Origin of the sequence: Bradyrhizobium barranii subsp. apii, from assembly GCF_011516635.5 — a bacterium.
In the GTDB taxonomy this organism is placed as follows: Bacteria; Pseudomonadota; Alphaproteobacteria; order Rhizobiales; family Xanthobacteraceae; genus Bradyrhizobium; species Bradyrhizobium barranii.
Window position 1 is genome coordinate 1,118,719 of the sequence record NZ_CP096255.1, and the last position, 24,125, is coordinate 1,142,843.

General features: G+C 63.1%; 23 protein-coding genes and 1 pseudogene. 10 read left to right on the forward strand and 14 right to left on the reverse strand.

The features are described 5' to 3' along the window. From HAP41_RS05325 to HAP41_RS49965, 4 genes are read right to left on the reverse strand one after another with little or no spacing between them, the layout of a single operon-like run. Entirely contained in the window at positions 1-201 is a 201-nt protein-coding gene (locus HAP41_RS05325) for a hypothetical protein (RefSeq protein WP_166104694.1), read from the reverse strand. After that, a complete protein-coding gene (locus tag HAP41_RS05330; RefSeq protein ID WP_166104691.1) occupies positions 201-959 on the reverse strand; it encodes a J domain-containing protein in 759 nt (252 codons plus the stop codon). Before HAP41_RS05330 ends, HAP41_RS05325 begins: the two co-directional genes overlap by 1 nt. A gap of 10 nt (positions 960-969) precedes the next feature. Further along, positions 970-2,043: a type IV secretory system conjugative DNA transfer family protein gene (locus HAP41_RS05335; RefSeq protein WP_256478578.1), complete on the reverse strand. Its 1,074-nt coding sequence runs from the start codon at positions 2,041-2,043 to the stop codon at positions 970-972. Next, a complete protein-coding gene (locus tag HAP41_RS49965; RefSeq protein ID WP_256478579.1) occupies positions 2,003-2,761 on the reverse strand; it encodes a type IV secretory system conjugative DNA transfer family protein in 759 nt (252 codons plus the stop codon). Before HAP41_RS49965 ends, HAP41_RS05335 begins: the two co-directional genes overlap by 41 nt. Positions 2,762-2,775: 14 nt before the next feature. Between HAP41_RS49965 and HAP41_RS05340 the strand changes: the two genes are divergently transcribed. The 4 genes from HAP41_RS05340 (at position 2,776) to HAP41_RS05355 (ending at position 6,021) form a co-directional block, all read left to right on the forward strand. After that, positions 2,776-3,564 (forward strand): hypothetical protein, encoded by a 789-nt coding sequence (locus tag HAP41_RS05340; protein WP_166104688.1) that lies wholly within the window; start codon positions 2,776-2,778, stop codon positions 3,562-3,564. Continuing rightward, complete coding sequence (locus HAP41_RS05345) at positions 3,561-3,914, forward strand: ankyrin repeat domain-containing protein (RefSeq protein WP_166104684.1); 354 nt, start codon at positions 3,561-3,563, stop codon at positions 3,912-3,914. The genes HAP41_RS05340 and HAP41_RS05345 overlap by 4 nt, the downstream gene beginning before the upstream one ends. A gap of 320 nt (positions 3,915-4,234) precedes the next feature. Then, positions 4,235-4,588 carry a plasmid mobilization protein gene (locus tag HAP41_RS05350; protein WP_166104682.1) on the forward strand — a complete coding sequence of 118 codons (354 nt, stop codon included), beginning with the start codon at positions 4,235-4,237 and terminating at the stop codon, positions 4,586-4,588. Then, complete coding sequence (locus HAP41_RS05355) at positions 4,585-6,021, forward strand: relaxase/mobilization nuclease domain-containing protein (RefSeq protein ID WP_166104676.1); 1,437 nt, start codon at positions 4,585-4,587, stop codon at positions 6,019-6,021. The genes HAP41_RS05350 and HAP41_RS05355 overlap by 4 nt, the downstream gene beginning before the upstream one ends. A 650-nt stretch (positions 6,022-6,671) precedes the next feature. Here HAP41_RS05355 and HAP41_RS05360 read toward each other — a convergent pair. Further along, on the reverse strand, positions 6,672-7,487 hold the full coding sequence (locus HAP41_RS05360) for a hypothetical protein (RefSeq protein ID WP_166104672.1): 816 nt from the start codon (positions 7,485-7,487) through the stop codon (positions 6,672-6,674). A gap of 432 nt (positions 7,488-7,919) precedes the next feature. Here HAP41_RS05360 and HAP41_RS05365 point away from each other — a divergent pair, with 432 nt between their 5' ends. Together HAP41_RS05365 and HAP41_RS05370 are read left to right on the forward strand one after the other, a co-directional pair. Next, a complete protein-coding gene (locus tag HAP41_RS05365) occupies positions 7,920-8,702 on the forward strand; it encodes an alpha/beta fold hydrolase (protein ID WP_166104667.1) in 783 nt (260 codons plus the stop codon). Between the two features lie 167 nt (positions 8,703-8,869). After that, positions 8,870-9,268, forward strand: coding sequence for a hypothetical protein (locus HAP41_RS05370; RefSeq protein WP_166104664.1), 399 nt, complete (start codon positions 8,870-8,872; stop codon positions 9,266-9,268). 137 nt (positions 9,269-9,405) lie between these two features. Here the strand turns inward: HAP41_RS05370 and HAP41_RS05375 are convergent, their stop codons facing one another. From HAP41_RS05375 to HAP41_RS05395, 5 genes are all read right to left on the reverse strand, one after another. Beyond that, positions 9,406-9,825 carry a CBS domain-containing protein gene (locus tag HAP41_RS05375; RefSeq protein WP_063979803.1) on the reverse strand — a complete coding sequence of 140 codons (420 nt, stop codon included), beginning with the start codon at positions 9,823-9,825 and terminating at the stop codon, positions 9,406-9,408. A gap of 115 nt (positions 9,826-9,940) precedes the next feature. Further along, positions 9,941-10,411 (reverse strand): aminoacyl-tRNA deacylase, encoded by a 471-nt coding sequence (locus HAP41_RS05380; RefSeq protein WP_166104661.1) that lies wholly within the window; start codon positions 10,409-10,411, stop codon positions 9,941-9,943. Between the two features lie 203 nt (positions 10,412-10,614). Continuing rightward, entirely contained in the window at positions 10,615-10,935 is a 321-nt protein-coding gene (locus HAP41_RS05385; RefSeq protein ID WP_063979802.1) for a hypothetical protein, read from the reverse strand. A 50-nt stretch (positions 10,936-10,985) separates the two neighbouring features. Next, entirely contained in the window at positions 10,986-15,812 is a 4,827-nt protein-coding gene (locus HAP41_RS05390; RefSeq protein WP_166104657.1) for an NAD-glutamate dehydrogenase, read from the reverse strand. Between the two features lie 351 nt (positions 15,813-16,163). Then, positions 16,164-16,307, reverse strand: a complete 144-nt coding sequence (locus HAP41_RS05395) for a hypothetical protein (RefSeq protein WP_166104654.1) — start codon at positions 16,305-16,307, stop codon at positions 16,164-16,166. 155 nt (positions 16,308-16,462) lie between these two features. Here HAP41_RS05395 and HAP41_RS05400 point away from each other — a divergent pair, with 155 nt between their 5' ends. The 4 genes from HAP41_RS05400 (at position 16,463) to HAP41_RS05415 (ending at position 20,873) form a co-directional block, all read left to right on the forward strand. After that, on the forward strand, positions 16,463-18,631 hold the full coding sequence (locus HAP41_RS05400) for a GumC family protein (protein ID WP_166104651.1): 2,169 nt from the start codon (positions 16,463-16,465) through the stop codon (positions 18,629-18,631). Between the two features lie 143 nt (positions 18,632-18,774). Further along, positions 18,775-18,933: a hypothetical protein gene (locus HAP41_RS05405; protein WP_166104648.1), complete on the forward strand. Its 159-nt coding sequence runs from the start codon at positions 18,775-18,777 to the stop codon at positions 18,931-18,933. A gap of 178 nt (positions 18,934-19,111) precedes the next feature. Then, on the forward strand, positions 19,112-19,435 hold the full coding sequence (locus HAP41_RS05410) for a hypothetical protein (protein WP_166104645.1): 324 nt from the start codon (positions 19,112-19,114) through the stop codon (positions 19,433-19,435). A gap of 136 nt (positions 19,436-19,571) precedes the next feature. Further along, entirely contained in the window at positions 19,572-20,873 is a 1,302-nt protein-coding gene (locus HAP41_RS05415; RefSeq protein WP_224580956.1) for an aminotransferase class V-fold PLP-dependent enzyme, read from the forward strand. 28 nt (positions 20,874-20,901) lie between these two features. On the opposite strand, the gene HAP41_RS05420 is transcribed toward HAP41_RS05415, so the two are convergent. The 4 genes and pseudogenes from HAP41_RS05420 to HAP41_RS05435 all read right to left on the reverse strand — a co-directional run bounded on the left by HAP41_RS05420 (position 20,902) and on the right by HAP41_RS05435 (position 24,115). After that, entirely contained in the window at positions 20,902-21,675 is a 774-nt protein-coding gene (locus HAP41_RS05420; RefSeq protein WP_224580955.1) for a M48 family metallopeptidase, read from the reverse strand. A 331-nt stretch (positions 21,676-22,006) separates the two neighbouring features. After that, positions 22,007-22,441: a DUF2846 domain-containing protein gene (locus HAP41_RS05425; RefSeq protein WP_224580954.1), complete on the reverse strand. Its 435-nt coding sequence runs from the start codon at positions 22,439-22,441 to the stop codon at positions 22,007-22,009. Positions 22,442-22,607: 166 nt separating this feature from the next. Further along, positions 22,608-23,081 (reverse strand): annotated as a pseudogene (locus HAP41_RS05430) (MFS transporter); the annotation flags it as partial. Between the two features lie 11 nt (positions 23,082-23,092). Then, positions 23,093-24,115 carry an LLM class flavin-dependent oxidoreductase gene (locus HAP41_RS05435; RefSeq protein WP_166104635.1) on the reverse strand — a complete coding sequence of 341 codons (1,023 nt, stop codon included), beginning with the start codon at positions 24,113-24,115 and terminating at the stop codon, positions 23,093-23,095. Positions 24,116-24,125 lie beyond the last annotated feature (10 nt).

Sequence of the window (24,125 nt, forward strand, 5' to 3'; positions counted from 1 at the left end):
TCAGGCGCCCTCTGACGAATAAGACGGGCTAAATGGCTCTGCCGTTTTTGCGCAGACAAAGTCAATCCGGCAGGATTCGACCTTGCCGGACGCTCTTCGGAATTCCGCAACCTTTCGGTCGAAATCCGCTTTCGTCGCGAGTTCGGAGGAAGCCTTTTTCGCTGGTAACGCGGCAGGCTTCAATGTCAGCCAGTTTTTCATCATTTCCATCCTTTGCGCGCCCTGATGATCTCGCGCGCTTCGTTGATCTGTGTTGCAAAGACGTTTGGCCCGATGACATCGGGATGTACCGCCTTCATGAGCTCAAGAAAGCGCGCCTTCAGCTGAGCTTGTGTAAGCGCATCAGAGCTCAGCCCGAGGGTGCGGCAGGCAAACTCGAACTTGTCGACTGGTTCAGGCTTGCGTTCCTCTTCTTCGCGCATGGTCTCATCTTTTGCATCTGCCTTGCCGCCGCCGTGAAAAGCGCGAAGGAACTCTTCGAAGCTCGCATAGTCGCCGCGCACCTCTTCGTAGAGGCGGCGTAGCTCAGCGCGTTGCCGCCTTTGTTCAAGGAAAGGCGCGAGGTAGCGCGCATGGAGCCAAGAGGCCGCAATGCGCACAGGCAGAAGAGGAAGCGCGAGCGCTGACTTGAGCGCCGTCCGCCCGTGATCGACGGCGGCGGTCAGAAGTGTTTCAAGCGCGGAGATCGCAAGGCGAACGAACCATTCGATTGAAGCGAAGGTGAGCGTGAGAAGCCGCGCGAACACAAGGACGGCTGCGAGGAACGCCGCGTAAGAGAGTGCAACGAAGAGCGCGAACACGGCCACGCGGACAGCCATGTTGTCGGCGGCAGGAATACTGTAGCCGAGCCAAGTCAGCAGCTGGCCCGAGAATCCCATGCTCATGAAAACGCCGATCAAGATCGTCCAGAAGCCACCCCGGTCATTGCCGGTCTCAGCTTTCAGTCTCATGCCAGCCATGCCTGCGCTCCTATTCCCCATATCCAAGATTGAGAGCGATCCAGGTGCAGTTCTGCCCGCGTGATATGTCCCGCGCCTGGTAGTCGAGCGCGCCGTGCGTTGTTAGGTAGGTGCAGATGGTCCCGCGCTTCGATCCGCCGCTAGCGGTTTTCAGCGAGATGCCGAGCCCCATTGCGTTTACCAGCCAGAACAACAGGAGCGCCATGACGACAGGAGATGGCCCTGCGAGCCACGCGCACAGGCGCAAGGCGAGCCCCTGAACCGCCCAGTAAGGCACTCGCGTATCAAGAGGAGGCGTACTCGTCTGATAAGGGTTCTGGTTGAAATGTCCACGAAGGCCAGCCCGCTGCCAATACTCTGTTTTGCGAAGGAGAAGAGGCTTCAGATTATCGACGAAAACGATCTGCGACTTGCTCTCGATGTGCATGACCTCTTCGATGGTCGCGAGGCGGCGCTGCGCGTGAGACGATGAAACCCCGCTTGGCGTTTGCGTCGTCACCTCAATCGTCCCGTCACCGCAGAGCTCCGAGATGTATTGAGCGGTTTCAAGGTCGCTCGCGCCGATGAACTGCTTTAGGCCCGCATTCGAAATGAAGGTTTGCCAGTTCTGGCCGTAGAGCTGCTTGAGCTGCCCGAGGTTCTGAATGACAGGCCACAGCCACACCCGGTATTTGCGGAGCGTTGCAAGCCCGCCCGCAATGCGGTCCATGCGCTTCAGCGCAGGGAACTCGTCCATGACGAAAAGGACGCGCCCGCGTGAGAGAGGCTCCTTTTGCATCGTCCAGAGGGCACAGCCGACGATGAGCCGAGCATAAGCCGCATGAGTTTCGACATATTCGAGCGGAATGACGACCGAGACGACGCAGCCAGGCAAGCGGCCTTTACCCCCCGAACCTTTGAGCTCGGAAAGCTGCGCCGTCGAGGTCGCGAGCGCGCGCTGCATGACAGGGTCTTCGATGAAGTTCGTGTCTTGCTTCATCGTCGAGAGGATTGCCGAAAACTCCTCCGTCGCTTGCGCCTCGCGCCTTTCCAGCTGCGTTGCCTCACGCTCTATGATGCCGCCAGCAGCCGTGTTGCTTTTCATAGCGGTAAGCAGCCCCCCGCCATTCGGCGGGGCCTGCCGAGATGTATTTGCGCAGGGTCAGCAGGGTCTGCCGCTCGACAGGCTCGCTTGTCATGATGTGCATGAGGAAGGCGCGAATGCCGCTTCGCGCTTCCTCCTTGAAGTAGGCGGACGAGCCGTTCTCGTTTCCCGTCCGGGTCACGATCATGTCGGCGATCAGTTCAGCATCGCTTGAAAACGTCTCGCTCTCTGGATCGAGAATTCCGAGGGGATTAATGCTGTGCGAAGGTAGCGACCATGGCGCAGCGGTGTGCATTCCCCATGGATTGAGGCAGTGGAAGCCATAGCCTTTCTCGCGCCATGCGCGGGCGGCAATCGCCGTGTTCTCCCCGCCGGGGTCGATCAGGAATATCCAAGGATGCTGAAGGAGGTTGGGGATGATGGCGGACGTTCCCTTACCGGAGCCCGTGGGGGCGACGGTCAGGACGTGGCCCGAGCCTCGGTAATAGACAGGGAGGTGCCCCGTCCAGTCGCCCAGCATGAGGCCGCCCTTGCGGAACATACCCTTGCGGCTCGCGACCCAAGGTGCGAGCCAATCGGCCGAGCCGAAGGTTGTAGGCCGCTCCTTGCTGCGCCATCCCCAGATGGCGGCCCCCGCGACACCAACGGCAATATATGCAAGAGTGCTCGTATCCATGGCCGCATAGTGAAGGCGGCAGGGTACGAAGGTCTTGGCCAAGGATTGGTCAGATAATGAGCGATGCGCAAGCGGCTACAAGGAAGCGCGCGCCCCGCAAGACCCAGTTCAATCTGGCGGAGCGGGAACGGCTACGCGCGGCGCTGCGAAACTACATGCAGGAGAACAGGATTGGCGTGCCCGCGCTTCAGCTGCGCATCGCGGAAGGGACAGACAGGTCGCCCGACCTTCTGCCCTTGAAGACGCTACAGCGCTTCCTTGCCGATTGCGGGCGGACGAACGATGCCTTCTTGCAACCCTGTTTTCAGTTTGCACAGAGCTTACCCAGCACCGGGAGGTCAGACGACTTTGCCCGCGAGCTCGCGGGCTACTTTGGGCTTCTGGCGGCAGGTGAAGGAGGAACGCCACGGAGCGCGCCGGTCCGGTTCGCCGGTCGTTATAAAGTTTCGGCGAAGCGCCGCGAAAGGAAGGTGCGGGTTTTCGAGGGCGATGAAACCGAATTCGCGCTCGGCTACTCGACATGCACAGTTCAAGGGAACGAGCAGGCGCGATTTTCCTTCCGAGAAGACGTGTTCAATCCGGGCATGGTCGACCCGGTCCCAGCGAGCGGCGCACGGCACAGCTTTGAGGGCGCGCTTCTCTTTTTTGACCCTCTCGTATTTGTCGTCGCGAAAAATCTCCTGACCCGGCTGCCGCGTGCCTATTGGCTGCGTGAGTTCGAAGGAGGAACGCTCATGGGGTACGGAATGGAAGCCGCGTTTCTTCATGAGACGGATACCGCACGGCCATACAGCAACCCGGTCGATTTCTCGTTCGAACGAATTCATGAGGAGGCAACGTCGTGAGCGCGAAGGCCGCACCTAGCGCACGGACCGGAGACAGCGCAGGAACGGCGCGGCTCAATGCGGACCTTTTGCAAGCGGCTTATCTTGGCGATTTACCAAGCGTCGCGCGCGCGATTGATGAGGGAGCGGACATTGACTGCGTGCATGAACAGACGGGACTAAGCCCGCTGCATATCGCCGTAGGCACAAACAACCTCGCGCTGACAAAATTTTTCATCGACGCAGGAGCCCTTATCGGTCCTGACAGGTCCGGCAGATGGCCGACTGTGATTGCTGCCGAATGCAGGGCCGATGAAAATCTTTGCGACTACATCGTTGAAGAGGAAGCAAAACTGCTTCACGTTAAGTGACCAATGTTTGACCAACGCACTAAACAGTGCTATTTTCAGTTACTTCTCGCATGTGGTTGCGTCCGCTTCAGCCGATACAACCTTTACATGTTTGTAAATCTTCCCAACTACAATCAGAAAAAGAGTCGTTAGTGCGGATTACAAGATGTGCGCGGAGAGTCCGCGCAATCTTGGCAAGGGGGCTTCTTGAAGCCAGCCCCCGTTGCATCCCCCGCATGATCGGCAGCTCCCAGGCATCGAGCCGGTAACTGCCGAAGCAGCGTTTCGCCGCTGCAACACGACCAATGAAGCGCGTCATTGGATGCGCGGTTAGGGCGGGCATGTCGCGGAGTGGTTCTGATACGAGACAGCGTCAGCTGACGCTCTCTGCACGTTTCAACGTCGCGGAGGCCGAGGCGATACGGCTGATGGCCGATCGCACCGGCACGAGCGTTGCCTCCGTCATCCGCTCGGCGACATTGAACCTGCCCGCCCCACGACAGTCCCGCCGCCCAACGGTGAACCATCAGGCGGCTGCCCGCATTCTCGGCGAGCTTGGCCGTATCGCGGACACGCTGCGTGCGGCAGCCGCGTCGGGCCGTATCGATCCGAACGAGCCCCACGTTGCCGCCGCGTTCCGCGATCTCGCCGAGATGCGCACGGTCTGCTTTCTAGCCATGGGCCGCGAGCCATGATCTTGAAAGGCAACCAGCGCGCAGGCGGCGCTGATCTCGCGAGCCACCTTCAGAACGAGTTCGACAACGAGCTTGTCGAGGTGGCCGAGATCAGGGGTACGGTCGCGCAGGATTTGCATGGCGCGTTCGGCGAGTATGAGGCCATTGCCGCGGGTACGCGGTGCAAGGAGCCTCTTTACAGCCTCTCGATCAATCCGTCCGCGCCGCTCTCCCGCGACCAGTACCGGGCCGCCATTGACCGCGTCGAGCAGGGCCTCGGGCTCAGCGGCCAAGCTCGTGCTGTGGTGTTCCATGTCAAGCACGGGCGCGAGCACTGCCATGTCGTCTGGTCGAGAATAGACACCGCGAAGATGCGTGCGGTGCAGCTCTCTGACGACCGCCAGAAGCTCCGTACCCTTGCGCGCGAGCTTGCCCATGAGTTCGGCCTTCCGCTCCCTGATGGGCTTGCGCGAGATGCGGGCCAGGACCGCCAGCGCAAGAAGGACATGACCCTTCAGGAGAAGGCGCAGGCCGAGGCGACGGGGATTACTCCCCCTGACCGCCGCGCGGAAATCACGGATGCCTTCCGCCGCTCGGACAGTGCGACGGCGTTCCGGGCGGCGCTGAAAGAAAAAGGCTATGTCCTTGCCCGAGGCGACAAGCGCGGATTTGTGGTCGTCGACCGTTTCGGCAAGGTGCATAGCCTTGCCCGCCAGATCGATGGCGTGCGCACGCGCGAGCTGGAGGACAAGCTCGCCCCGCTTGCGTCCGAGGCAATCCCCTCCGTCGATGGGGCGCGAGAGGCTGTCCGCCAGGATGCCTCGGATATCGAGACGCTCGTCGATGCCCGTGTAGCGTCGCGAATGGCCGAGCATTCGGGCCAGCTCGATGCCCGCCAGGCCGAGCGCCGGAAGAAGCTCGACTTACGCAAACAGGATATGCTCATCGTCCAGAGCGGGGAGCGCATGGCGCTTCATGCCGCTCATAAGTCCGAGGCAGGAAAGCCTTTTGCGCGGGTTGCAGGCGCAATCTTTGCACTGCTTGACCGGGTGCCCGGCCTTCGGTCTGTTATCGCGCCGCTCCGCAGAAATACGAAGATCAATGCAGCTGAGCGTCATCGCGTTGAGTGCGAGGCGCTGGAGCGCCGTCATCAACGCGAGCATTTCATGCACGAGCGGCGGTGCAAGGCGTTGGGCCGCCTTGAAGCCCGTGAAAAGCGGTCCCTTGAAACCTTGGTTCGGCGACAGCTACGTGCCGCCGAGAGCCTGAAAACCGAGAAGTGGCAGGCTCGCCAAAGGCAGCTTGACGTGAATAAACTCGACATGACAGTTCCAGCCGAAGGTTTAAGTACACCCGCGAAAGACGGCTGGAAAAAACGCGCCAAGGGTATTGGCCACAACAAGGGACAGAAGCAGGATGGCCCTAAGGGCTATCGTTACAAGAGGGAGGACTGATGCCGCGGAAACGATCAGACCCGCCCGAGGCGGGCACAATGTTGCAGCCAGATCAGGCCGCGCTTGTCTTTGACATGAACGGGCGAATGTCGCTCGTGCTGCCTAATCTGCCGGATGACGCGCCAGTGCCACCGGCCTGGTCGCTCTTGCTCGCCATAGCCGCCCGCTGTGAAGACCCGGAATGGGTGATGGCTACGATTGAAGCGGGCTCGCCTTCGCGGCCTCATTGAGAAGCACCGTTAGGCCCAACTGACGGCGGCTCGCGCCGCTTCAGCGCTCCGGCGTTTTTACCGAAGTTGCACTCGTAACACTCGGGCTGGATATTATCGATGTTATCGGTCCCGCCGTGAAAAACTGCGAGCTTATGGCCCTTCGTCCAGACGGTCTTATAGCGAGGGTCAGGCCGCTTCGAGATTTCATCCCAAGGTCTATTGCATTCCACGCAGCAAGGGGTCGCCGCAAGAAGGGCTTTCCATTCCTTCGCTGTGTGGCTTCCTCCATTCGCGACTTTGCGCTGATTGCGGACTTTGCCCCGAGCGTTTCGGCAATCCATGCAGCGGTTCCAGCTATTGAAACGGCTGCCGCCGCATTTCGTGCAAATACGCCCTTCCGACACTGAAGCTCTTTCCCCAACAAGCCTCGCCGCGCGGCTACTGCGGCGGCCAGCGACGATAAATCTCAGTCAGCAAGTGACCGTAGATGCTGATTGGCCCGTGGCCAATGATGCCTAAAGAGCCCGCGATTTCATCCTGCCAGTAAGCTACGCCGGTAAGCCGCGATTCAAGTGGGCTATACCGGCCCTCGGCATCCTTCTTGAGATAGACGCGCCAGATGCCACCGCCGCTTGTTCCGCGAAAGTTGGTGGGCAGGACGGCCTCGGACTGTGGCTGAGGTTTGAACTGCAATTGGTCCCATTGCCCGACCTTTGGTGCGGCGATGACGCTGCCTGGGCAGACCAGGCCCTCGACCGCCAATGTGCTTTTCCTCCCGTCAGAGCTTGCGGGTGCTGTCAATTGACCAACCACCCCTGCCACGGCTTCAAGCACCTCAGCGCCTTCCGGCCTCTCAGAGCTTGCCTTATCCTTGCCTATGTCAAGGTCGAGGACGGAGCCGCTCGCTGATAAATCTGAAAACTGCGCAGGCGGGATGGGGATGAAGGCCAAATCCGGGCCGTCCTTGCCACCGGGCGCTGTATAGAAATTCACGGCATGGGCGACTGTCGCCTCGCCTGCAATGCGCATCCTCTGGTCCCGCGTCTGCGGAAGACCGAACAGAGCAGCGCCGAACTCGCCAGCCTGCGGCAATTCAGCGAGGACATGCCCGCATGTAAGAATGCCTTGAGTTGACCGGCAGCGAACCAGCGTTCCCGAGCCAAGGGGTGCCGGATTCCCCCCGTCAATCAACACGAAGCCAATGGTGTATGGAGAAATTCGACTATCGATTATCGGCCCAAAATCAAAGCTCACTCGCAACCTCTTTCTGCAATGGCAGAAAGATACGCGAATGGGCGAGGAGCCTCAAGGTCGTAACTAGTTCTATGAAATCATAGCACAGACAAGGACATAGCTGTTCCCAGTTTCATCCTCTGTGGCGCGCCATTCCGCTACAAAACTGGGCACTCCAAAACCTCCCATTTCTGCGCCGGGCGAGATCGTCGCACCGCTGCTCACTGTTCGTCACCGCGTAAGCCTGGAGCTGGTGACGGCCTTTCCGGCCGGCCTCGGCGGAGCGAAAAATCGCGTGGCATCGCCGAATGTGCGGCCGGTGCGCTTGGTCGGCCGCAGCGTCATGGCACCACGGCGAAGGAGTCGTGCCCATCTTTATCGGCCGTGTGGCGCCGGTTAGATTGAGGACTCGTCAGAGACGCCCGGACATGTCGGTGAATATGGAGATGACCCATGAAGCTCGCGCATGACGGAATCCAGCTGTCCTTCGACGTTGCCGGCACGGGACCGCTTCAATTCCTGTTCGTCCATGGCCTCGGCGGGGATCGCACGCATTTTGCGCCGCAGATGGAGTATTTCGCCCGTCAAGGTCGGGCATTGAATGCCGAGCTGCGGGGGCATGGTGAGAGCGACAAGCCGCAACAGGCGTATTCGATCGAAGGCTTCGCCGATGATCTCGTCTTTCTGTGCAACCGACAGCAGATCACAAAGCCGATCATCGTGGGTCAAAGCATGGGTGGCAACATGGCGCTCGAAATCGCCGCCCGCTATCCGGACTTTCCTGCAGGCCTGGTGCTGCTCGACTCAGGGGTGCTCTTCCCTGCCTCGGCAGGGACGGTGTTCGCCGGGTATCTGGAGGGCTTAAGGGGCGCGAATTTTGCGGACGAGGTACGGAAGATCGTGGCGGACTCCTGTCTGCCGACCGACCGATGCCGCGCCCATGTTGAACAGACCTTTCTGGCGACGCCACAGCACGTGCTGGTGTCCACGTTTACAAGTCTGTTTCCCTGGGATGTGCATCGGGCGCGTGAATGCGCCCAGGCGTGTCGGGTCCCGGTGCTCTACATCGAAGCGGCCCATCGGCTCGCGGATCTGGATCGTTTTGCGGAGCTGTGCCCGCAGCTGGTCACGGCCAAGGCCGTCGGCTCCGGACATTTCCTGTCGCTGGAGGTGCCGGAGCAGATCAACCCGATGATCGACCGGTTTATCTCGCTCTACGTGCGAAGACCCGGGTAAGCTTCGTCATCGGCCGTGACGCGCCGCGACCGGCGTCCGTCGGGAAGCCACAATGCGCTGCCGGGCAAGAACGAAACCCTTTGCCGGCCGGGCGAAGCCGGCCGGAAACAAACCGGGCCTAACCTCCCCGGAGCTTTCCCGTCCAACCCGATTCAAGGGAGGATTTTATGAAAGCAGCGCTCTTTGTCCTGTCGCTTCTTGGCCAACCCACGATTCCGATTTCAGACCGTGTGCCCATCTTCAATGTGGAAGCCCTTTGCCGGGATGTTTCCGCTGACGACAAGGCCTCAGGGCTCACCCTGGCGCAGGACGCCGGCGAGTGCGTGCGTGACGAGACAATTGCGCAGCAACAGCTGAGCTCGACTTGGCTGACTGTTCCGGGCCCCGCGCGCGATAGTTGTGAAGGCGAGGCTGCGGCAGGGGGAATAGAAAGCTATGTCGATCTGCTCACCTGCCTGCAGATGGCAGGCTGGGCGAATCCGACTCCGCCGCCGAAGCCCCCGCTCAGGGGAGCGAGCAAGATGCGGAACGCCAAGAATGAGCTGCAGAACGAATTGAAGAATTAGCTGCGCAGGTGACAATGGGGACGAGAAGACGGCGGAGCAGCTTCTTGGCAGGTCGCGTATCATAGCGTGCGCGTTCGCCGGCAGCGGAGTCCTGCGAGCGATGCGACGAAGTTCCGGGCGCCGGGTGGCGGTCGCCATCAATGATGGGCCGACACGCCCTTGACGCATTGGGTCAACAGATCAACGCTGGCGAATTGGCTGACATCGCCCAGGCTGATCATGCCGACCATCCGCCTGCTCTTGTTGATCACGGGCAGCCTGCGGATTTTCAGCGTCTCCATGTGATGCACGGCTTTCGCCAGATCGTCGTCTTCCCGGCAGCAATGGATGCCTTCGGTCATTACGTCCCGCGCCGTCATGCGCGCGGCGTTGAAGTTCTTGCTCGCGAGGCCTTTGCAGACGATGTCGCGATCGGTCACCATCCCGATCAGATGGTCGTCATCGCCGATCGGAATGCAGCCGATGTCGTGCCCTTGCATCAACTTCGCGATCTCGGTGATCGGGGTGTCCGGGCTGACCCAATCGACACCCTTGTGCATCACGTCCTTGACCTTCATGGAGGACCTCCGTTGCGAACGCAGCCCCCGTGACGCGATTATACTACGAACCGGGCGCGACCGCACGCGCGCCGCGACGAAGGCGCAGGAAAAATCATCCCGCTGCCATGCTGCGTCAACCGTGCGTGCTGAAGCGTCCATGCGGCGCATTGGCCGTCAGCCGTTCGAACTGTGCATGCGTCAGGTGAAGCAGCGTCTCATGGTCGCCGGCCTCGATATAGATCTCGGGCTGCGCCCGGATGCTGTCATCGACGATGAGATCGAGCCCGTAGCATCGGCCTACCGCCGGAACGGCTCCATGCGCGCAGTCCGCGAACAGCCTGTTGATCTCGGTTTCGTTCGCCATCACGAGGTCCGCGCCGAGCTTCTTCTTCAAGTCCGGCAAGTTGAGACGGTGCGATGCCGGAACGATCGCGAGCATATAGCCGCCGTCATGGCGCAGCACGACGGCCTTGGCGAAACGATCGCCCGAGACGTGGCAGGCCTGCGCCGTGCGCGCGGAGGACATGGTGAAAACGTGCGGGATCTCGACATACTGGATGTTCTCGGCAGCCAGGTATCGGTGGAGCGTGGGGGCAATGGTCATGGCGCAGCCTTTCGGATGGATATGCGAGCCATCCACCGTGGGGCTGCCCCGCCGCACGATGGGCGGCCGCATGATTGCCGGATGCCAACATAGGCCTCGCGCTCGAATGCCGCAATCGGGTCGGGCGTTCGGATCGCTCCGGGCGCGCCTTTCCGCTTCGTTTGCCGCCGATCGATTGTGGCCTTTGCTGCGCTTCCTGTGTCTTACGGGATCCTTGCCACAACGTTGGGCCGGTTCTCCCTGAGCCACGCGACGGCCTCGGGTCCATCGACGACGCACGCGAAGGTTTCCCAGGTCGGGTCCTCCAGGGATTCCGATTGCAATCGCTTCGCCGCATACTCGACGAGGTCGTGCAGGCCTTCGTATCCTCGTCGGTGCTCGAGGGACTCTGCAATCGCCGTGCTGGTCCAGCCTCGTCGGGCCAGATCGACAATGCTCGGAGCGTCAGCCTCGCTGAACCAAGGTGTGGCATCGAACTCGATGCAGCGGACATTATCGGCGGTGTGGCAAGTGGCGTGGATCATGGGGCTCCTCCGTTCGCCGGCTAAGTTTCACATCGCTGCCTCGCACGCTCTCAGACTTTGACCAGATCCCCCAGCAGGTTCGCCGCCACCGTCAGCTTGGCAAGCGTCAGGCCGCTGGCAGCAATCTCCTCGACCGAGCGGCGGATGCGCGCCGCTTCGGGGTGAGCCGCGAGCCAGGTCTCGACAGCCTGCTGGCCGGACTGGCCGGTTGCCAGCATATCCGCGGCCAGTCTTCTCTCGGCGCTGGCGATCTGCTCGACGGCGCGATCGACCGCCATACGTTCGAAATAATCATTTGCCGGCACGCTGCGCGCGGCGGCGATGATGCGGTCGAGACGGAAATTGGCTTCCGCAGCGAAGAAGGTCGCGGCGGCATCGCCGATGGCGCGGGAGGTGCGCTCGGCGACCGTCACGATATCGGGTGCCGCAATCAGAGGGTCGAGATCGGCGAGCTCGCCGGCGAGGCCGGCCGGGACGCCGGCATCGGTGAGCTCCTGGCGCCGCTTGCCGCGCGCGGCCTGCAGGTCCGGCGGCAGGGTGGTGTCGAGGGAGGCCGCGATCTCGCGGATACCCGGGCCAAAACGTCCGATCACCGCCTCGAGGCCGTCCTTGAAATCGACATTGCGCACGTACCAGACCATGCGGGAAATCAGGAGATCCTGGACCGTCGCGTAGAGGCCGAGCTGCACCTGCCCGTCGATCCGGGTGTCGAGCGCGTCGATCGCGTCATTGAGCCGCCTGAGCTCGTAGATCGCGTCCACCGCCACCTGCGCCATGACGATGGTGGGGATATCGGCGTCGGTCTCGTCGGTCAGGCGCACGATACACGCCGGGCCGCCGCGGTTGATCACGGCATTGACGAGACTGGTCGCGATGATTTCGCGTCGCAGGCGATGGAGCTCGACCGCGGCCGGGAATTTATCGGGAACCTCGCGCGGAAAATACAGGGACAGTCTGCGGGCGAGGTAAGGATCATCAGGCACGCTGGTGAGGAGCAGGTCCTCGTAGAGCGTCAGCTTGGCGTAGGCGAGCAGCACGGCAAGCTCGGGCCGTGTCAGGGCCTGGCCGCGCCGCGTACGCTCGGTGAGCGCTGCGTCGTCGGGCAGGAATTCCACGGCGCGGCTGAGCAGGCCGCGCTGCTCGAGCGACTGCATCAGGCGGGTGAGGAAGCCGGTCTCGGCCACGCCCTTGCGCTCGGCGAGCGAGAGCGCCAGCGTCTGCAGATAGTTGTTGCGCAGCACCAGCGTGCCGACCTCGTCGGTCATCGCGGCCAGCAGGCTGTTGCGGTCGGCGAAGCTGAGGCGTCCCTCGCGTTCGGGGCGCGCCAGCGCGACCTTGATATTGACCTCGACGTCGGAGGTGTTGACGCCGGCCGAATTATCGATGGCGTCGGTGTTGAGCTTGACGCCCTTCTGCGCCGCTTCGATCCGGCCGCGCTGGGTGACGCCGAGATTGGCGCCTTCGCCGATCACCCGGGCGCGAACGTCAGTGCCTGCGATGCGGATCGGATCGTTGGCGCGGTCGCCGGCCTGATCGTCGCTCTCTGCCGATGCGCGGATATAGGTGCCGATGCCGCCAAACCACAACAGGTCTGTGCGCGCTCTCAGGATCGCCGTCATCACCTCGAACGGCGTGGCCTGCTCCTTGTCGAGATCGAGCAGGCTGCGGACTTCCGGTGCGAGCGGGATCGCCTTGAGCGTGCGCGAGAATACGCCGCCGCCCTGCGAGATCAGCGACTTGTTGTAGTCCTGCCAGCTCGATCGCGGCAGGTCGAACAGACGCTTGCGCTCGGCGAAGCTGGTCGAAGGGTCGGGGGAGGGATCGATGAAGATGTCGCGGTGATCGAACGCCGCCACGAGCCTTGTCGCCGGCGAGAGCAGCATGCCGTTGCCGAAGACGTCGCCGGACATGTCGCCGACGCCGGCAGCGGTGAACGGCATGGTCTGAATGTCGGTGCCGAGCTCGCGGAAGTGGCGCTTGACCGCCTCCCAGGCGCCGCGCGCCGTGATCCCCATCTTCTTGTGGTCGTAGCCCTGGCTGCCGCCGGAGGCGAAGGCGTCGCCGAGCCAATGGTTCTTCTCGGCCGAGATCGCGTTGGCGACGTCGGAGAAGGTGGCGGTGCCCTTGTCGGCGGCGACCACGAGGTAGGGGTCGTCGCCGTCATGGCGCACGGTGGAATCGGGCGGCACGACGGCGTCGCCGTCGAGATTGTCGGTGAGCTCGAGCAGCGAGCGCACGAAGATGCGATAGGCCTCGGTGCCTTCCGCGAGCCAGGCGTCGCGATTGGACGGTGGCGGCAGGCGCTTGGGCACGAAACCGCCCTTGGCGCCGACCGGCACGATCACGGCGTTCTTGACCTGCTGCGCCTTCACGAGACCCAGGATCTCGGTGCGGAAATCCTGCGGCCGGTCGGACCAGCGCAAGCCGCCGCGCGCGACCTTGCCGAAACGCAGGTGAATGCCTTCAACCCGCGGCGAGGAGACGAAGATCTCGTAGAGAGGCCGCGGTGCCGGCAAATCGTCGATCCGCCGCGCGTCGAACTTGAAGGAGATGACCGGACGCGGATGTCCATCTTCGCCGATCTGCCACAGATTGGTGCGGATGGTTGACTGCACCAGATTGGTGAAGCGGCGCAGGATGCGGTCTTCATCGAGCGAGGCGACGGATTTGAGCTGCTCCTCGATCTCGGCAAGGAGTGCTGTCTCGCGCGCCGAACGCTCGCGATCGGTAAGCACGAGGCGCGGATCGAGGCGGGTCTGGAACAGTGCGACGAGGGTGGCCGTGATCGCGGCGTTCTTGCGCAAGGTCTCCCACATGTAATCCTGGGTGAACGGAGCGCGGATCTGGTGCAGGTAGCGGGACAGCGCCCGGATCGTCGAGACCTCGCGCCAGCCCAGGGCAGTGCGCAGGATCAGGGCGTTGTATCCGTCGGATTCGGCGCGATCCGTGACCACCGCCATGATCGAGGCTTCCAGGCGATGGCTGAATTCCGGATTGATCTCGATCGGCTGGCCGTCGCTGGTCTCGATCGTCATCTCATGCATCCAGACCGGTTCCGGCCGGTTGCCGGGCACGATCTGATAGGTGCGTTCGTCGACCACGCGCAGGCCGTGATTTTCGATCACCGGCACGCGATAGGACAGCGATAGCGGTGCGGCGTCGGAGAACACCTTCAGGCCGAAGCGCCTGGGATCGTCCTCGCCCTTGTCGCGGTGCACCGAAATCGTCACCGGGCGGGCCGGCGTCAGCCTTTCGATGGTGGCGATATCGGCGATGGCCTGCTCCGCCGTGAAAACCTCGGTATAGCCGCCGCTAAAGGCCTGGGCATAACGATTGGCGATCATGCGCGCCCGCATGCCGTCGGTCGACGCGGTGAGCGCGGCCTTCAGCTTGTCGGTCCACGTCGCGGCAATGGCGCTGATGCCGGCTTCGAGCGCGGTGCGCTCGACGACGGGCGTTTTGCCTTCATAGCGTCCGATGATGAAGTGGACGCGCGCAAGCGCGCCCTCGGGAAACGATACGTAGGACGCCGACAGGGTCCCCTTGTAGACCTGCGACAGGAAGGCTCCGACGCGCGTGCGGACGTCGGTGTCGTATTTGTCGCGCGGAATGAAGGTGAGAATGGAGACGAAGCGATCGAACTTGTCGACCCGCGCCAGCGCCCGGACGCGCGGGCGCTCGTAGAGGATCAGGACCTCGATGACGAAATTGTAGAGCGTGTCGACGTCGATCTGGAACAGCTCGTCACGCGGATAATCTTCGAGGATATGCATGAGCGCCTTGCCCGAATGGCCGTTCGGGTCGAAGCCGGTGCGCTGCAGCACCCGCGCAACCTTGTGGCGCACATAAGGGATCTGCCGCACCGAGCGGGTATAGGCGCCGGAGGTAAACAGGCCGACGACGCGCAATTCGCCCTCGAGCCGGCCGTCGGGTGCATAGAGCTTGATACCCACGTAATCCATCCGGATGCGCCGATGGACGAGGCTTGAGACATTGGCCTTGATGACGATCAGCAGCGTCGGCTCGTGCATGAACTCGCGGATTTCCGAGGTCATCACCACCATTTCGTTGCCGCGGCGCAGGACCTTCACGTCGGGATCGCGCAGGATGCCGAGGCCTTCGCCGGTCGTGATGTCGTCGGACGCATCGCTGTCGGGCGAGAAGCGATATTCGCGCACGCCGAGGAAAGTGAAATTGTCCGCGCAGAGCCATTGCAGGAACTGATTGGCTTCGGCGACCTCGTCGATCGGCAACGGCGGCGGATTGGAAGCGAACGTCTTGATCGCTTCCTCGACGCGGTCACGCATGGCGCGCCAGTCGGTGACGCAGGCGCGGACGTTGTTCAGCGCCCTGGTGAGCCCGTCGATCAGCTTCTGGCGATCGGCGTCGGCGTCCAGGCGGGTGATGTGGAGGTGAATCAGGCTTTCGCGCGCGCCTCTTGCTCCGTCCGGCAGTGCTTCGCCGTAGAACCGCAGCAGCTTGCCCTCGGCATCGCGCTCCACGGCGATGATCGGGTGGGCGACGAGGGTGACTTCGATGCCCTGCTCGGCGAGTTCCGCCATCGTGGAGTCGTACAGGAAAGGCATGTTGTCGTTGAGAATCTCGAGCACGGAAATCTCGCGCCCGTTCGGCAACGTCGGATTGACCACGCGGATATCGGCGCTGCCCGACGTGCGCCGCTGCACATGCTCCCAGGCTTGCTCCGCCAGGACGGCAAGCGAGGCGGCATCGTAATTGTCGAGATCCTCGATATTGCTGTAGCCGAACAGGGGCTCGGCAAAGGCCCGCGGGCTCTTGCCCGGCGGCACGCTGCCCGCTGCATCGCGGATCAGGGTTGCCCGGGCCTTGTCGTCACGCCACGCCATCATGTCCTCCATTTGCCGCGCCGTCCGACCGCAGTCGCGATCCTCAGCCTAATTCTGGAGTGCATCCCGTCGAGCGCCGCGATCGAGCGGATACGCAAGATCCTCGGTCTCGTGCGTCGGCAGCTTCCGACGACAATACTACGATCCCGGAGCGAAAGGCGCACGCTGTTGTGAGGTGTGCCGTAATTCCCTACGGCAGCGGCCCCCACGGCCGCCAAATCATAGAGGTGAGAAAATCACAAGCAATTTCAAATCTGTATGAGCTCGTGGTTTTATTCTGAATGGCGCCGGAACTCCGTTCCGATTGCGCTGCAGCGGGCTCTAGTGAGTGCGGGTCAGCTCCACGCCATCGACCACCATTTTTCAGGTTCCCGCTTCCCGGTGAGGCGGCGTCGACACCTCGAATGTCGTCGAGAGGAATGCAATGCCGACGACGAAATGATCGCCCTCGAACTGCCGCAGCGGAGCGTTGATCGACGTCGTGGTGGTCGCGCCAGCCCGGTTCAACCGAAGGCGCCGATGCCGCGCGGCGCATCGGCACGCGCGTTAACAGATTGTTCATTGACCACGGCGCGCCAGCCGTAACCGCCGGTTAACCATGGATATTTACGGTGTAGCAAGCCTCTGAACCGGGGCTGTCAGTTGATTTCGAGTCCAATCCTATGGCGTTCGGTAGAGGTGCATCTCCGCGAAGCATCGCCCCGACGGAGCCTGCGGCTTCGTGGGAAGCGCCGCGGGCTGCGACGGCGAAGCCTGACAGCGCTGCTCCTGCGCTGATCAAGGGATCGCTGACCGTCACCGGTGCGCTCTCTTTCCTGCGCGAGAATGGCCGGCGCATCCTGACGCTGGCGCTGGCGCTGTTCGCCCTGGGCGTCAATGTCCTGATGGTCTTGCCGGTCCGGTATGCCGCGACGGCCCTGGTCGTCGTCGATCCCCGCGAGCTGCGCGTCACCTCGGAGCAGGACGTGTTGCCGGGCATCGGCCAGGATGCCGCGGCACTTCAGAGCCAGATCGAGATCGCCAAATCGGACGGCTTTCTCCGGCCCCTGATCGAGCAGCTCAAGATCGCCGACGACGCGGACATCGCGGGCGGTTACACCGACATGACGCGCCTGCTCGAAAAATTCCGCAACCGTCTCGATATCTCGCGCCGCGGACTGACCTACGTCATTGCGATCTCATTCACCTCGAACAATGCGGAACGGGCCGCGCATTACGCCAATGCCATCGCCGAGGCGTTCGTCGCGAGCCAAGGTCGTGTCCGCACCGAGGCGACGGACGAGGCGGCGGACTGGCTCAAGGACCGGCTGAAGGCATTGAACGAGCGCCTGCGCGTATCGGAAGATGCCGTCGCCGCCTTCAGGTTCGAGCACAAGATCCTCAATGCCGGCAAGGATTCCACGACCCAGCAATTGCGGGTGACCGATCTCAATCAGCAGGTCTCCGCCGCTCGCGCGCGCACCGAGGAAGCCAAGGCGCGTTACGAGCAGGTGCAGCGCGATCTCAAGGCCAATGTCGAAGGTCCGGTGAAGCAGGACCTGCTGAGCATGCTGCGCGCGCAGCGCTCGACCCTGAACGATCAGATCGCGCAGAAGAAAGCGGTGTACGGCGACCGCCATCCCGACCTCGCGATCTCCTACAGCCAGTTGGCTGATCTCAACAGGCAGATCGAGGTCGAGCGGAAGAAGAACATCGACACGGCGAAGTCCGAATATGAGGCTCAGTTGGAGCAGCAGAACGCGCTGGAAAAGCAGCTCAGGGCGGTCGAGACCCAGATGTTGGTCGACGGCCAGGCGCTCGTGAAGCTGCAGGAGCTGCAGCGTGACGCCGATGCCAACAAGAACATCTACGAGCAGTTCCTGTCGCGGTTCAAGACGACCAACGAGCAGCGCCAGCTGCAGAGCTCCCAGACCAAGATCGCCTCGCTCGCCATTCCGCCGATGCGCTCGACGCGTCCGCCCCTCGCCTTGCTGCTCGCGGCGCTCGCGATCGGCTCGATCCTGACCTCGACGGCGGCCGTTGCGGCGATGGGAAGCATGTCCGACGGGCCTGCGCCTGCCGAGGCTCCTGCTCAAATTCCTGCTCAAACTCCTGCTCAGACTCTTGCGCGTGCTGAAGCGGCGGAGACGCAAGTCCAGCGACCGGGCCCGGCCGCGCGCCAGCCCGAGGCGATGCCGAACCTGCCTGTCTGGGCCCGCATTCCCGATCTGGCGCCTGGCGCCGTGGCCAACACCGTGTGGCAAAGGCCGATCACTGCCTCGGCCGAGCTCGACCTCGGCGCGTATCTGCGTCCGCTTCTCGAGCGGATCGATCGCGCGCCGGTGCGCGGCTGCAAGGTCGCCCTCGTGTTGTCGGTCGGCAAAGGCGCCGGCGGTAACACCGTTGCGCGCTCGCTCAATCGCGCGGCGGTGAATCGGGGCATGATGAGCGTGCTGATCCGGCTCCAGCCGGAATTCGCAGGTCACCAGCCTCCGGTAACCGAATGGCAGGACGGCTCCACCACGGCGGGGCTGCAGTCGATCGACGAGCTGTTGAGCGCCGGCAGAAAAGCCGATGCGCGGCCCGAGGACGATATTCGCTCGGAGTTCGATCTGATCGTCGTCCATGCGAGCAATCTCGCACTTCAGCCCGACGCCATCGCGCTGGCCGCGCACGCGGATCTGATCATCCCGGTGGTGCGCGCCGGCGAACTCGGTTCGGCGGCGATGCGGCGGGTGACCGCTGCGCTGTCGAGATATGGCACCGTGCCGACCGGTCTCGTCGTCAATCACGCGCCTGCGGGTTCAGTGGCGCCTCACCCTGAGGGCAGCGCGTTGAGCCGGGCGGTTTGACGATGCCGACCCATGGCGAAGCTGCGGCTCATGCCTGAGGCGCAGCACGCAAGCGCACCTGTAATCTGCTTCACACGCAAACGCGCCCAATGACGCTAGATGAATTAGGGCCCGCCTCCGCGCGGCCCGGTTCGGAGCTGGCGATGATGGCTGCACTGGCAAAGGCGATATCCCGCGCGACGAGAACCAACGTTGATGTCGAAACCGTAAAGGTACTCGTGATCTTCTCGGGTGCGGGCTTGCTGCTCTCCCTCGTGGCCGCGATGATCTACGGACAGGCCCTCAACGCCGCCTTGTTCTGAGATCGCGCGCGGCGATCGCGCTTCGAACCCGAAGCAGGTCCTCATCCCCAGGAACCCGCCCAAAGCGGGCGTCTCCAAGGTGCCGGCCTTGTATTCGAGCCGTCATTGACGCCGCGAGGCACCACCCGCAGGATGCAGCGTCTCCAATGCGCGACTATCTCGGCTCGGGCTTGCGGCGATGACCTGTCAAGCTCACTCCGTAACGCTGGTGCTCATTGCCCGAATACCGCCTGAGGGTATCGAGGCCTTCCGCGCCTACGAGGATGCCGTCTTGCCGCTACTCGCTGCGTTCAGCGGGCGTGTGGAGCGTCGTCTTCGAAATCCGGATGGCACGATCGAGGTGCACATCGTCAGCTTCGCATCCGATGCGGACTTTCAGGATTATCGCAATGATCCCCGACGCCTTGCGCAAGCCGGGTTGCTGGAAAAATCGTCCGCGAAGCTGGAATTGCTTGCGATGGCGGACGTCTCGCAATGGCCGGTGGCGTCGGCGCAGGGATGATCGTCGGCGCAATGACCGGGATGTAACAGGGCGCGCCGGGTATCATCGAACTGTCATCGCTTCGTCATGCGCGCTCTATGGATCGCTGCTCCCTTCGCCGCGCATCGTGGGGGCTGATATGCATCTGAATGAGACAATGTCGTCCGACCGCCGGTCGATCCTGAAGGGCCTCGCGGCCGCAGCCGTCACGTCCCTGGCGGCTCCGGCCATGGCAGCCGACGGCCTGCCGGCGCAGCCGACCGGAGCGGCGGCCGCCATCGCCACCGACAATGCCTATTGGGCGGCGGTGAAGGGGCTCTATGCCGTGACGCCGGATGTCGTCAATCTGGAGAACGGCTTTTGGGGCATCATGGCCGAGCCGGTGAGGCGCGAGTTCATTCGCCAGACCGACATGGTCAACTATCAGAACACCTACTACGCGCGGCAGCGCGCGGGTGCGGATTTCGAGGCCGTGCGCATCAAGGTGGCCCAGGCGGTCGGCACGGCGCCCGAGGAGATCGCGCTCACCCGCGGCGCGACCGAAGCGCTGCAGCTCCTGATCGGCGGCTACAACAAGCTGAAGCCCGGCGACAGCGTTCTCTACGCCGACCTCGACTACGATTCGATGCAGTACGCGATGAACGCGCTTAAGGCGCGCCGCGGTGTCGACGTGGTCAGGTTCGATGTGCCGGAGCCGGCCACCCGCCAGGCCGTGCTCGACGCCTATGCCCGCGCCCTCGAGGCGAATCCCAGGACCAGGCTCCTCCTCCTCACCCATGTCAGCCATCGCACCGGCCTCGTCATGCCGGTCGCCGAGATCGCCCGCATGGCCAGGGCCAAGGGCATCGATACCATCGTCGACGCCGCGCATTCCTGGGGGCAGATCGACTTCAGGGTAGGCGAGCTCGACGTCGATTTCGTCGGCTTCAACCTGCACAAATGGATCGGCGCGCCGCTCGGCGTGGGCTTCCTCTACATCAGGAAGGATCGCCTCGCCGACATCGACCGCGACATGGGCGACGAGGACTTTGCGGAGACCGATATCCGCTCGCGGGGGCACACCGGCACGGTCAATTTCGCGACGGTCCTGACGGTGCCCGCGGCCGTGGCGCTCCATCAGCAGATCGGCGCGGCGGCAAAGCAAGCCCGGCTGCGATATCTGCGTGATTACTGGGTGAGCCGCGCCCGCGGATTCAAGGACATCGAGATCCTGACGCCGGATGAGGTCGGCTCATATGGCGCGATCACGTCCTTCCGTCTCGCCGGCAAGACCAGCAAGGCGGACAACGACGCTATCGTCGTGAAGCTGAGGGACAGCCACAAGGTCATGACGGTACGCCGGGCCGGCGTTGCCAAGGGCCAATGCATCCGCGTGACGCCGGCGCTCTTTACTGACGAGGCCGATCTCGACCGCCTCGTCGAGGCGCTCGCCGTGGTCACGGGGACGAAGACGGGGTGAGCCGACGCGTGGTGGGTGCAAGGGCTATTTAGCTGCCGACTCTGACCCAGGCTTGCGCCTTCCTCCGCCATTCCTCGTCGAAGCGAGCGATGATGTCCTTTGCCGCATCCTGCGACAGAAGCTGGTCGATAGCGGACGTCCTGACCTCGTCGATGTCAGGAATGCCGGTGTATCCAAGATTGGCAAGCCGCGCGGCAAAAGGCGGATGCGTCGCGTCCGGATCGTGCTCACGCGTCAGACCGGCGATGGCAGCTGCGGCCATCGGCTCCGGCGCCCTGATGTCACCAAGCTGCTCGAAGACGCGCTCGAGGGGCGGGCGCGGTGCATTGATTGCGCCGAGCACTTCCTTCTCCAGAGGAGCGTATACGAGATCGGTGAGACGTGTTCCGCACGCTTCCGTCAGCACCAGAGCGCGCGCCATCTCGGCACGTCCAACCTGTTCGGCCGCGCCGAGATCGGCGTAAAGCTCGTTCTCCCGCGACAGCGCGCGATATTCCTTGTCGAGCCATTCGATCATGGAACGGAGCAGGGCCCGGGCAATGCGCCCGGTGACGGTTCGGTCCGGATCGGCGTAGAAGAGGACATTCACCGAAGCCGCGATGAAATCCGCGAGGTTGATGCTTCCCGAGGTGTGCCGAAGCCGGGCATGTGCCACCTCATGGGCGATGACGGCGCGAAGTGCACGCTCATCCAGGACGATCAGCAATGGCAAGCCGACGGTCATCGTGACGTGTCGCCCGAACAGGCCTGCATATCGGCTCACCTCCCCGATCGAAGCGTTGAAGTCGGTGTCGATCCGCAAGCTGCGGCTTGATCGGGCAACGCTGCGATCGAGCTCCTTCCACATTGCCCAGAGGCCTGGAGCGGTATCCTCGTTCGCCTCGAAACTCCCATGCTTTCGCGAGGGCAGGAGCAGGAGGCCAATTGCGAGCGCCACCGCGGCCATGAATATGGAGAACACGATCGGTGCTGTGGCCAGCGTCGTGATCGTGTAGCGATCGAGGGCCCTCAGCCAAATGGCCAGGATCACGCAGGCCAGCGCCACGGCGGGAAGAACGGCGTAGCGACCGAGACGCAGGATGGTCTTCAGAACAACGCGTCTCATCCCCGCTTTGACACCGGAATGATTCGAATCAGGCCTTGCCACATGAGCCGTTGCTCTGATGTAAGCTGGCGACGTCGGCGCGGCCCTGGCTTTCCGTGACCTGGATCAGCGTGATCGCGCCGGGTGTCACGATTCCCATCTGCGGCTGGGCGGAGAGATAGGTCGTGCTGCCGGCGCGCAGATCGAGGCTCACCTTCTCGCTTCCCTGCCCGAACAGATTGCTGCTCAGCGGCAAATTGTTGACGGCAACCTCGTGGCGGCCTGGAGGCAGGTCGCACGCCACGAACCCCGCGGCTTGACTGCCGCCAATCACGCGTCCATCGACGGCATAGTTGGGCTGGACAGCAAATCCCAGGGCCGACGTGCGATAGACCACCAAGCGTGCAGTATTCGACCTGACGTTGTCAGTCAGCGCCGCGCCGCCCAGCGGCCCCGATGCGCACCCCGCAAGCAACGTAGCCACGACAAAAGCTCCCAGACAACCACCACGCATTTTCGCCCCTGATAGATTCCAAATCCCCGGCGGCATCATTGTCAGGGTAGTGGGCGAAGTCAATCGCGACCTCAAGTCGAGCCATCGCAGATCGCGTCAACGCATTGGAGCCTCCTCCCGGACGATCCGCGCACCCTCACGCCGTGGCGAGCGCCGGCTGCACCGGCCGCCGGCCGATCATCAGCGACAGCATGGCTGCGACGATGCCCATTGCGCCCGCGATCATGAAGGCCTGCAGATAATCACCCTGTGTCGAGCGCATGATGCCGGCGAAGAAGGCGGCGCAGGCGGTGCCGAGTTGATGGCCGGCGACCACCCAGCCGAAGATCAGCGGCGCATTCCTGTCGCCGAAGGCTTCGTTGGCGATACGCACAGTCGGCGGCACAGTTGCGATCCAGTCGAGCCCGTAGAACACCGCGAACACTGACAGGCTGACCAAAGAGAAATCCGAGTAGGGAAGGTAGATCAGCGAGAGCCCGCGCAGGCCTTAGTAGAAGAACAGCAGCTTGCGCGGATCGAAACGGTCGGTGAGCCAGCCCGACAGGGTGGTGCCGAACAGATTGAGAAGATCAGGGGTCAGCAAGAGACGGCCTGACTTTCGCAATGAACCGGTCGACGGTCTCACCGCCAGCCAAGCGCCGGCGCGACGTGCTTCAAGATCGCCTCGATCGCATGCGCACAATAGTCGACGCCGAGCTGGTTCGGAATCGTCAGCAGCAGCGTGTCGGCCTCGGCGATTGCCTCGTCCTGCTTGAGCTGCTCGATCAACGCCTCCGGCTCAGCGGCATAGGAGCGGCCGAAGATCGCGCGCGTTTGCGGGTCGATGAAGCCGATCTGGTCTTCGCCTCCGCGCTCCCCGCCGAAATAGGCGCGGTCGCGATCGTTCATCAGCGCGAAGATGCTGCGGCTGACGGACACGCGGGGCTCACGGGTGTGGCCGGCCTCCGTCCACGCGGCGCGATAGCTGCGGATTTGCGCCGCCTGCTGCACATGAAAAGCTTCGCCGGTCTCGTCGTTCTTCAGCGTCGAGCTCTGCAGATTCATGCCGAGCTTCGCCGCCCACACCGCGGTCGCGTTCGAGCCGGCGCCCCACCAGATCCGTTCGCGCAGGCCTGCCGCATGTGGTTCGAGGCGCAGCAGTCCCGGCGGATTGGGAAACATCGGCTGCGGATTGGGCTCGGCAAAACCTTCGCCACGCAACAGGTCCAGAAAGACCTCCGCATGGCGCCGGCCCATGTCGGCATCGCTCTGGCCGTCGGCCGGGCGATAACCAAAGTAGCGCCAGCCGTCGATCACCTGCTCCGGCGAGCCGCGGCTGATGCCGAGCTGGAGCCGACCGCCGGCGATGAGATCGGCGCTGCCTGCATCCTCGATCATGTAGAGCGGGTTCTCGTAGCGCATGTCGATCACGGCCGTGCCGATCTCGATTGTGCTGGTCTTCGCGCCGACGGCGGCGAGCAGCGGGAAGGGCGAGGCCAGCTGGCGCGCGAAGTGATGCACGCGGAAATAGGCGCCATCCGCGCCGAGCTGTTCCGCCGCGACGGCCAGCTCGATGGATTGCAGCAGCGTGTCCGCAGCGGAGCGGGTCTGCGATTGCGGCGAGGGCGTCCAGTGTCCGAAGGACAGAAATCCGATCTTTTTCATGGGCGTCATT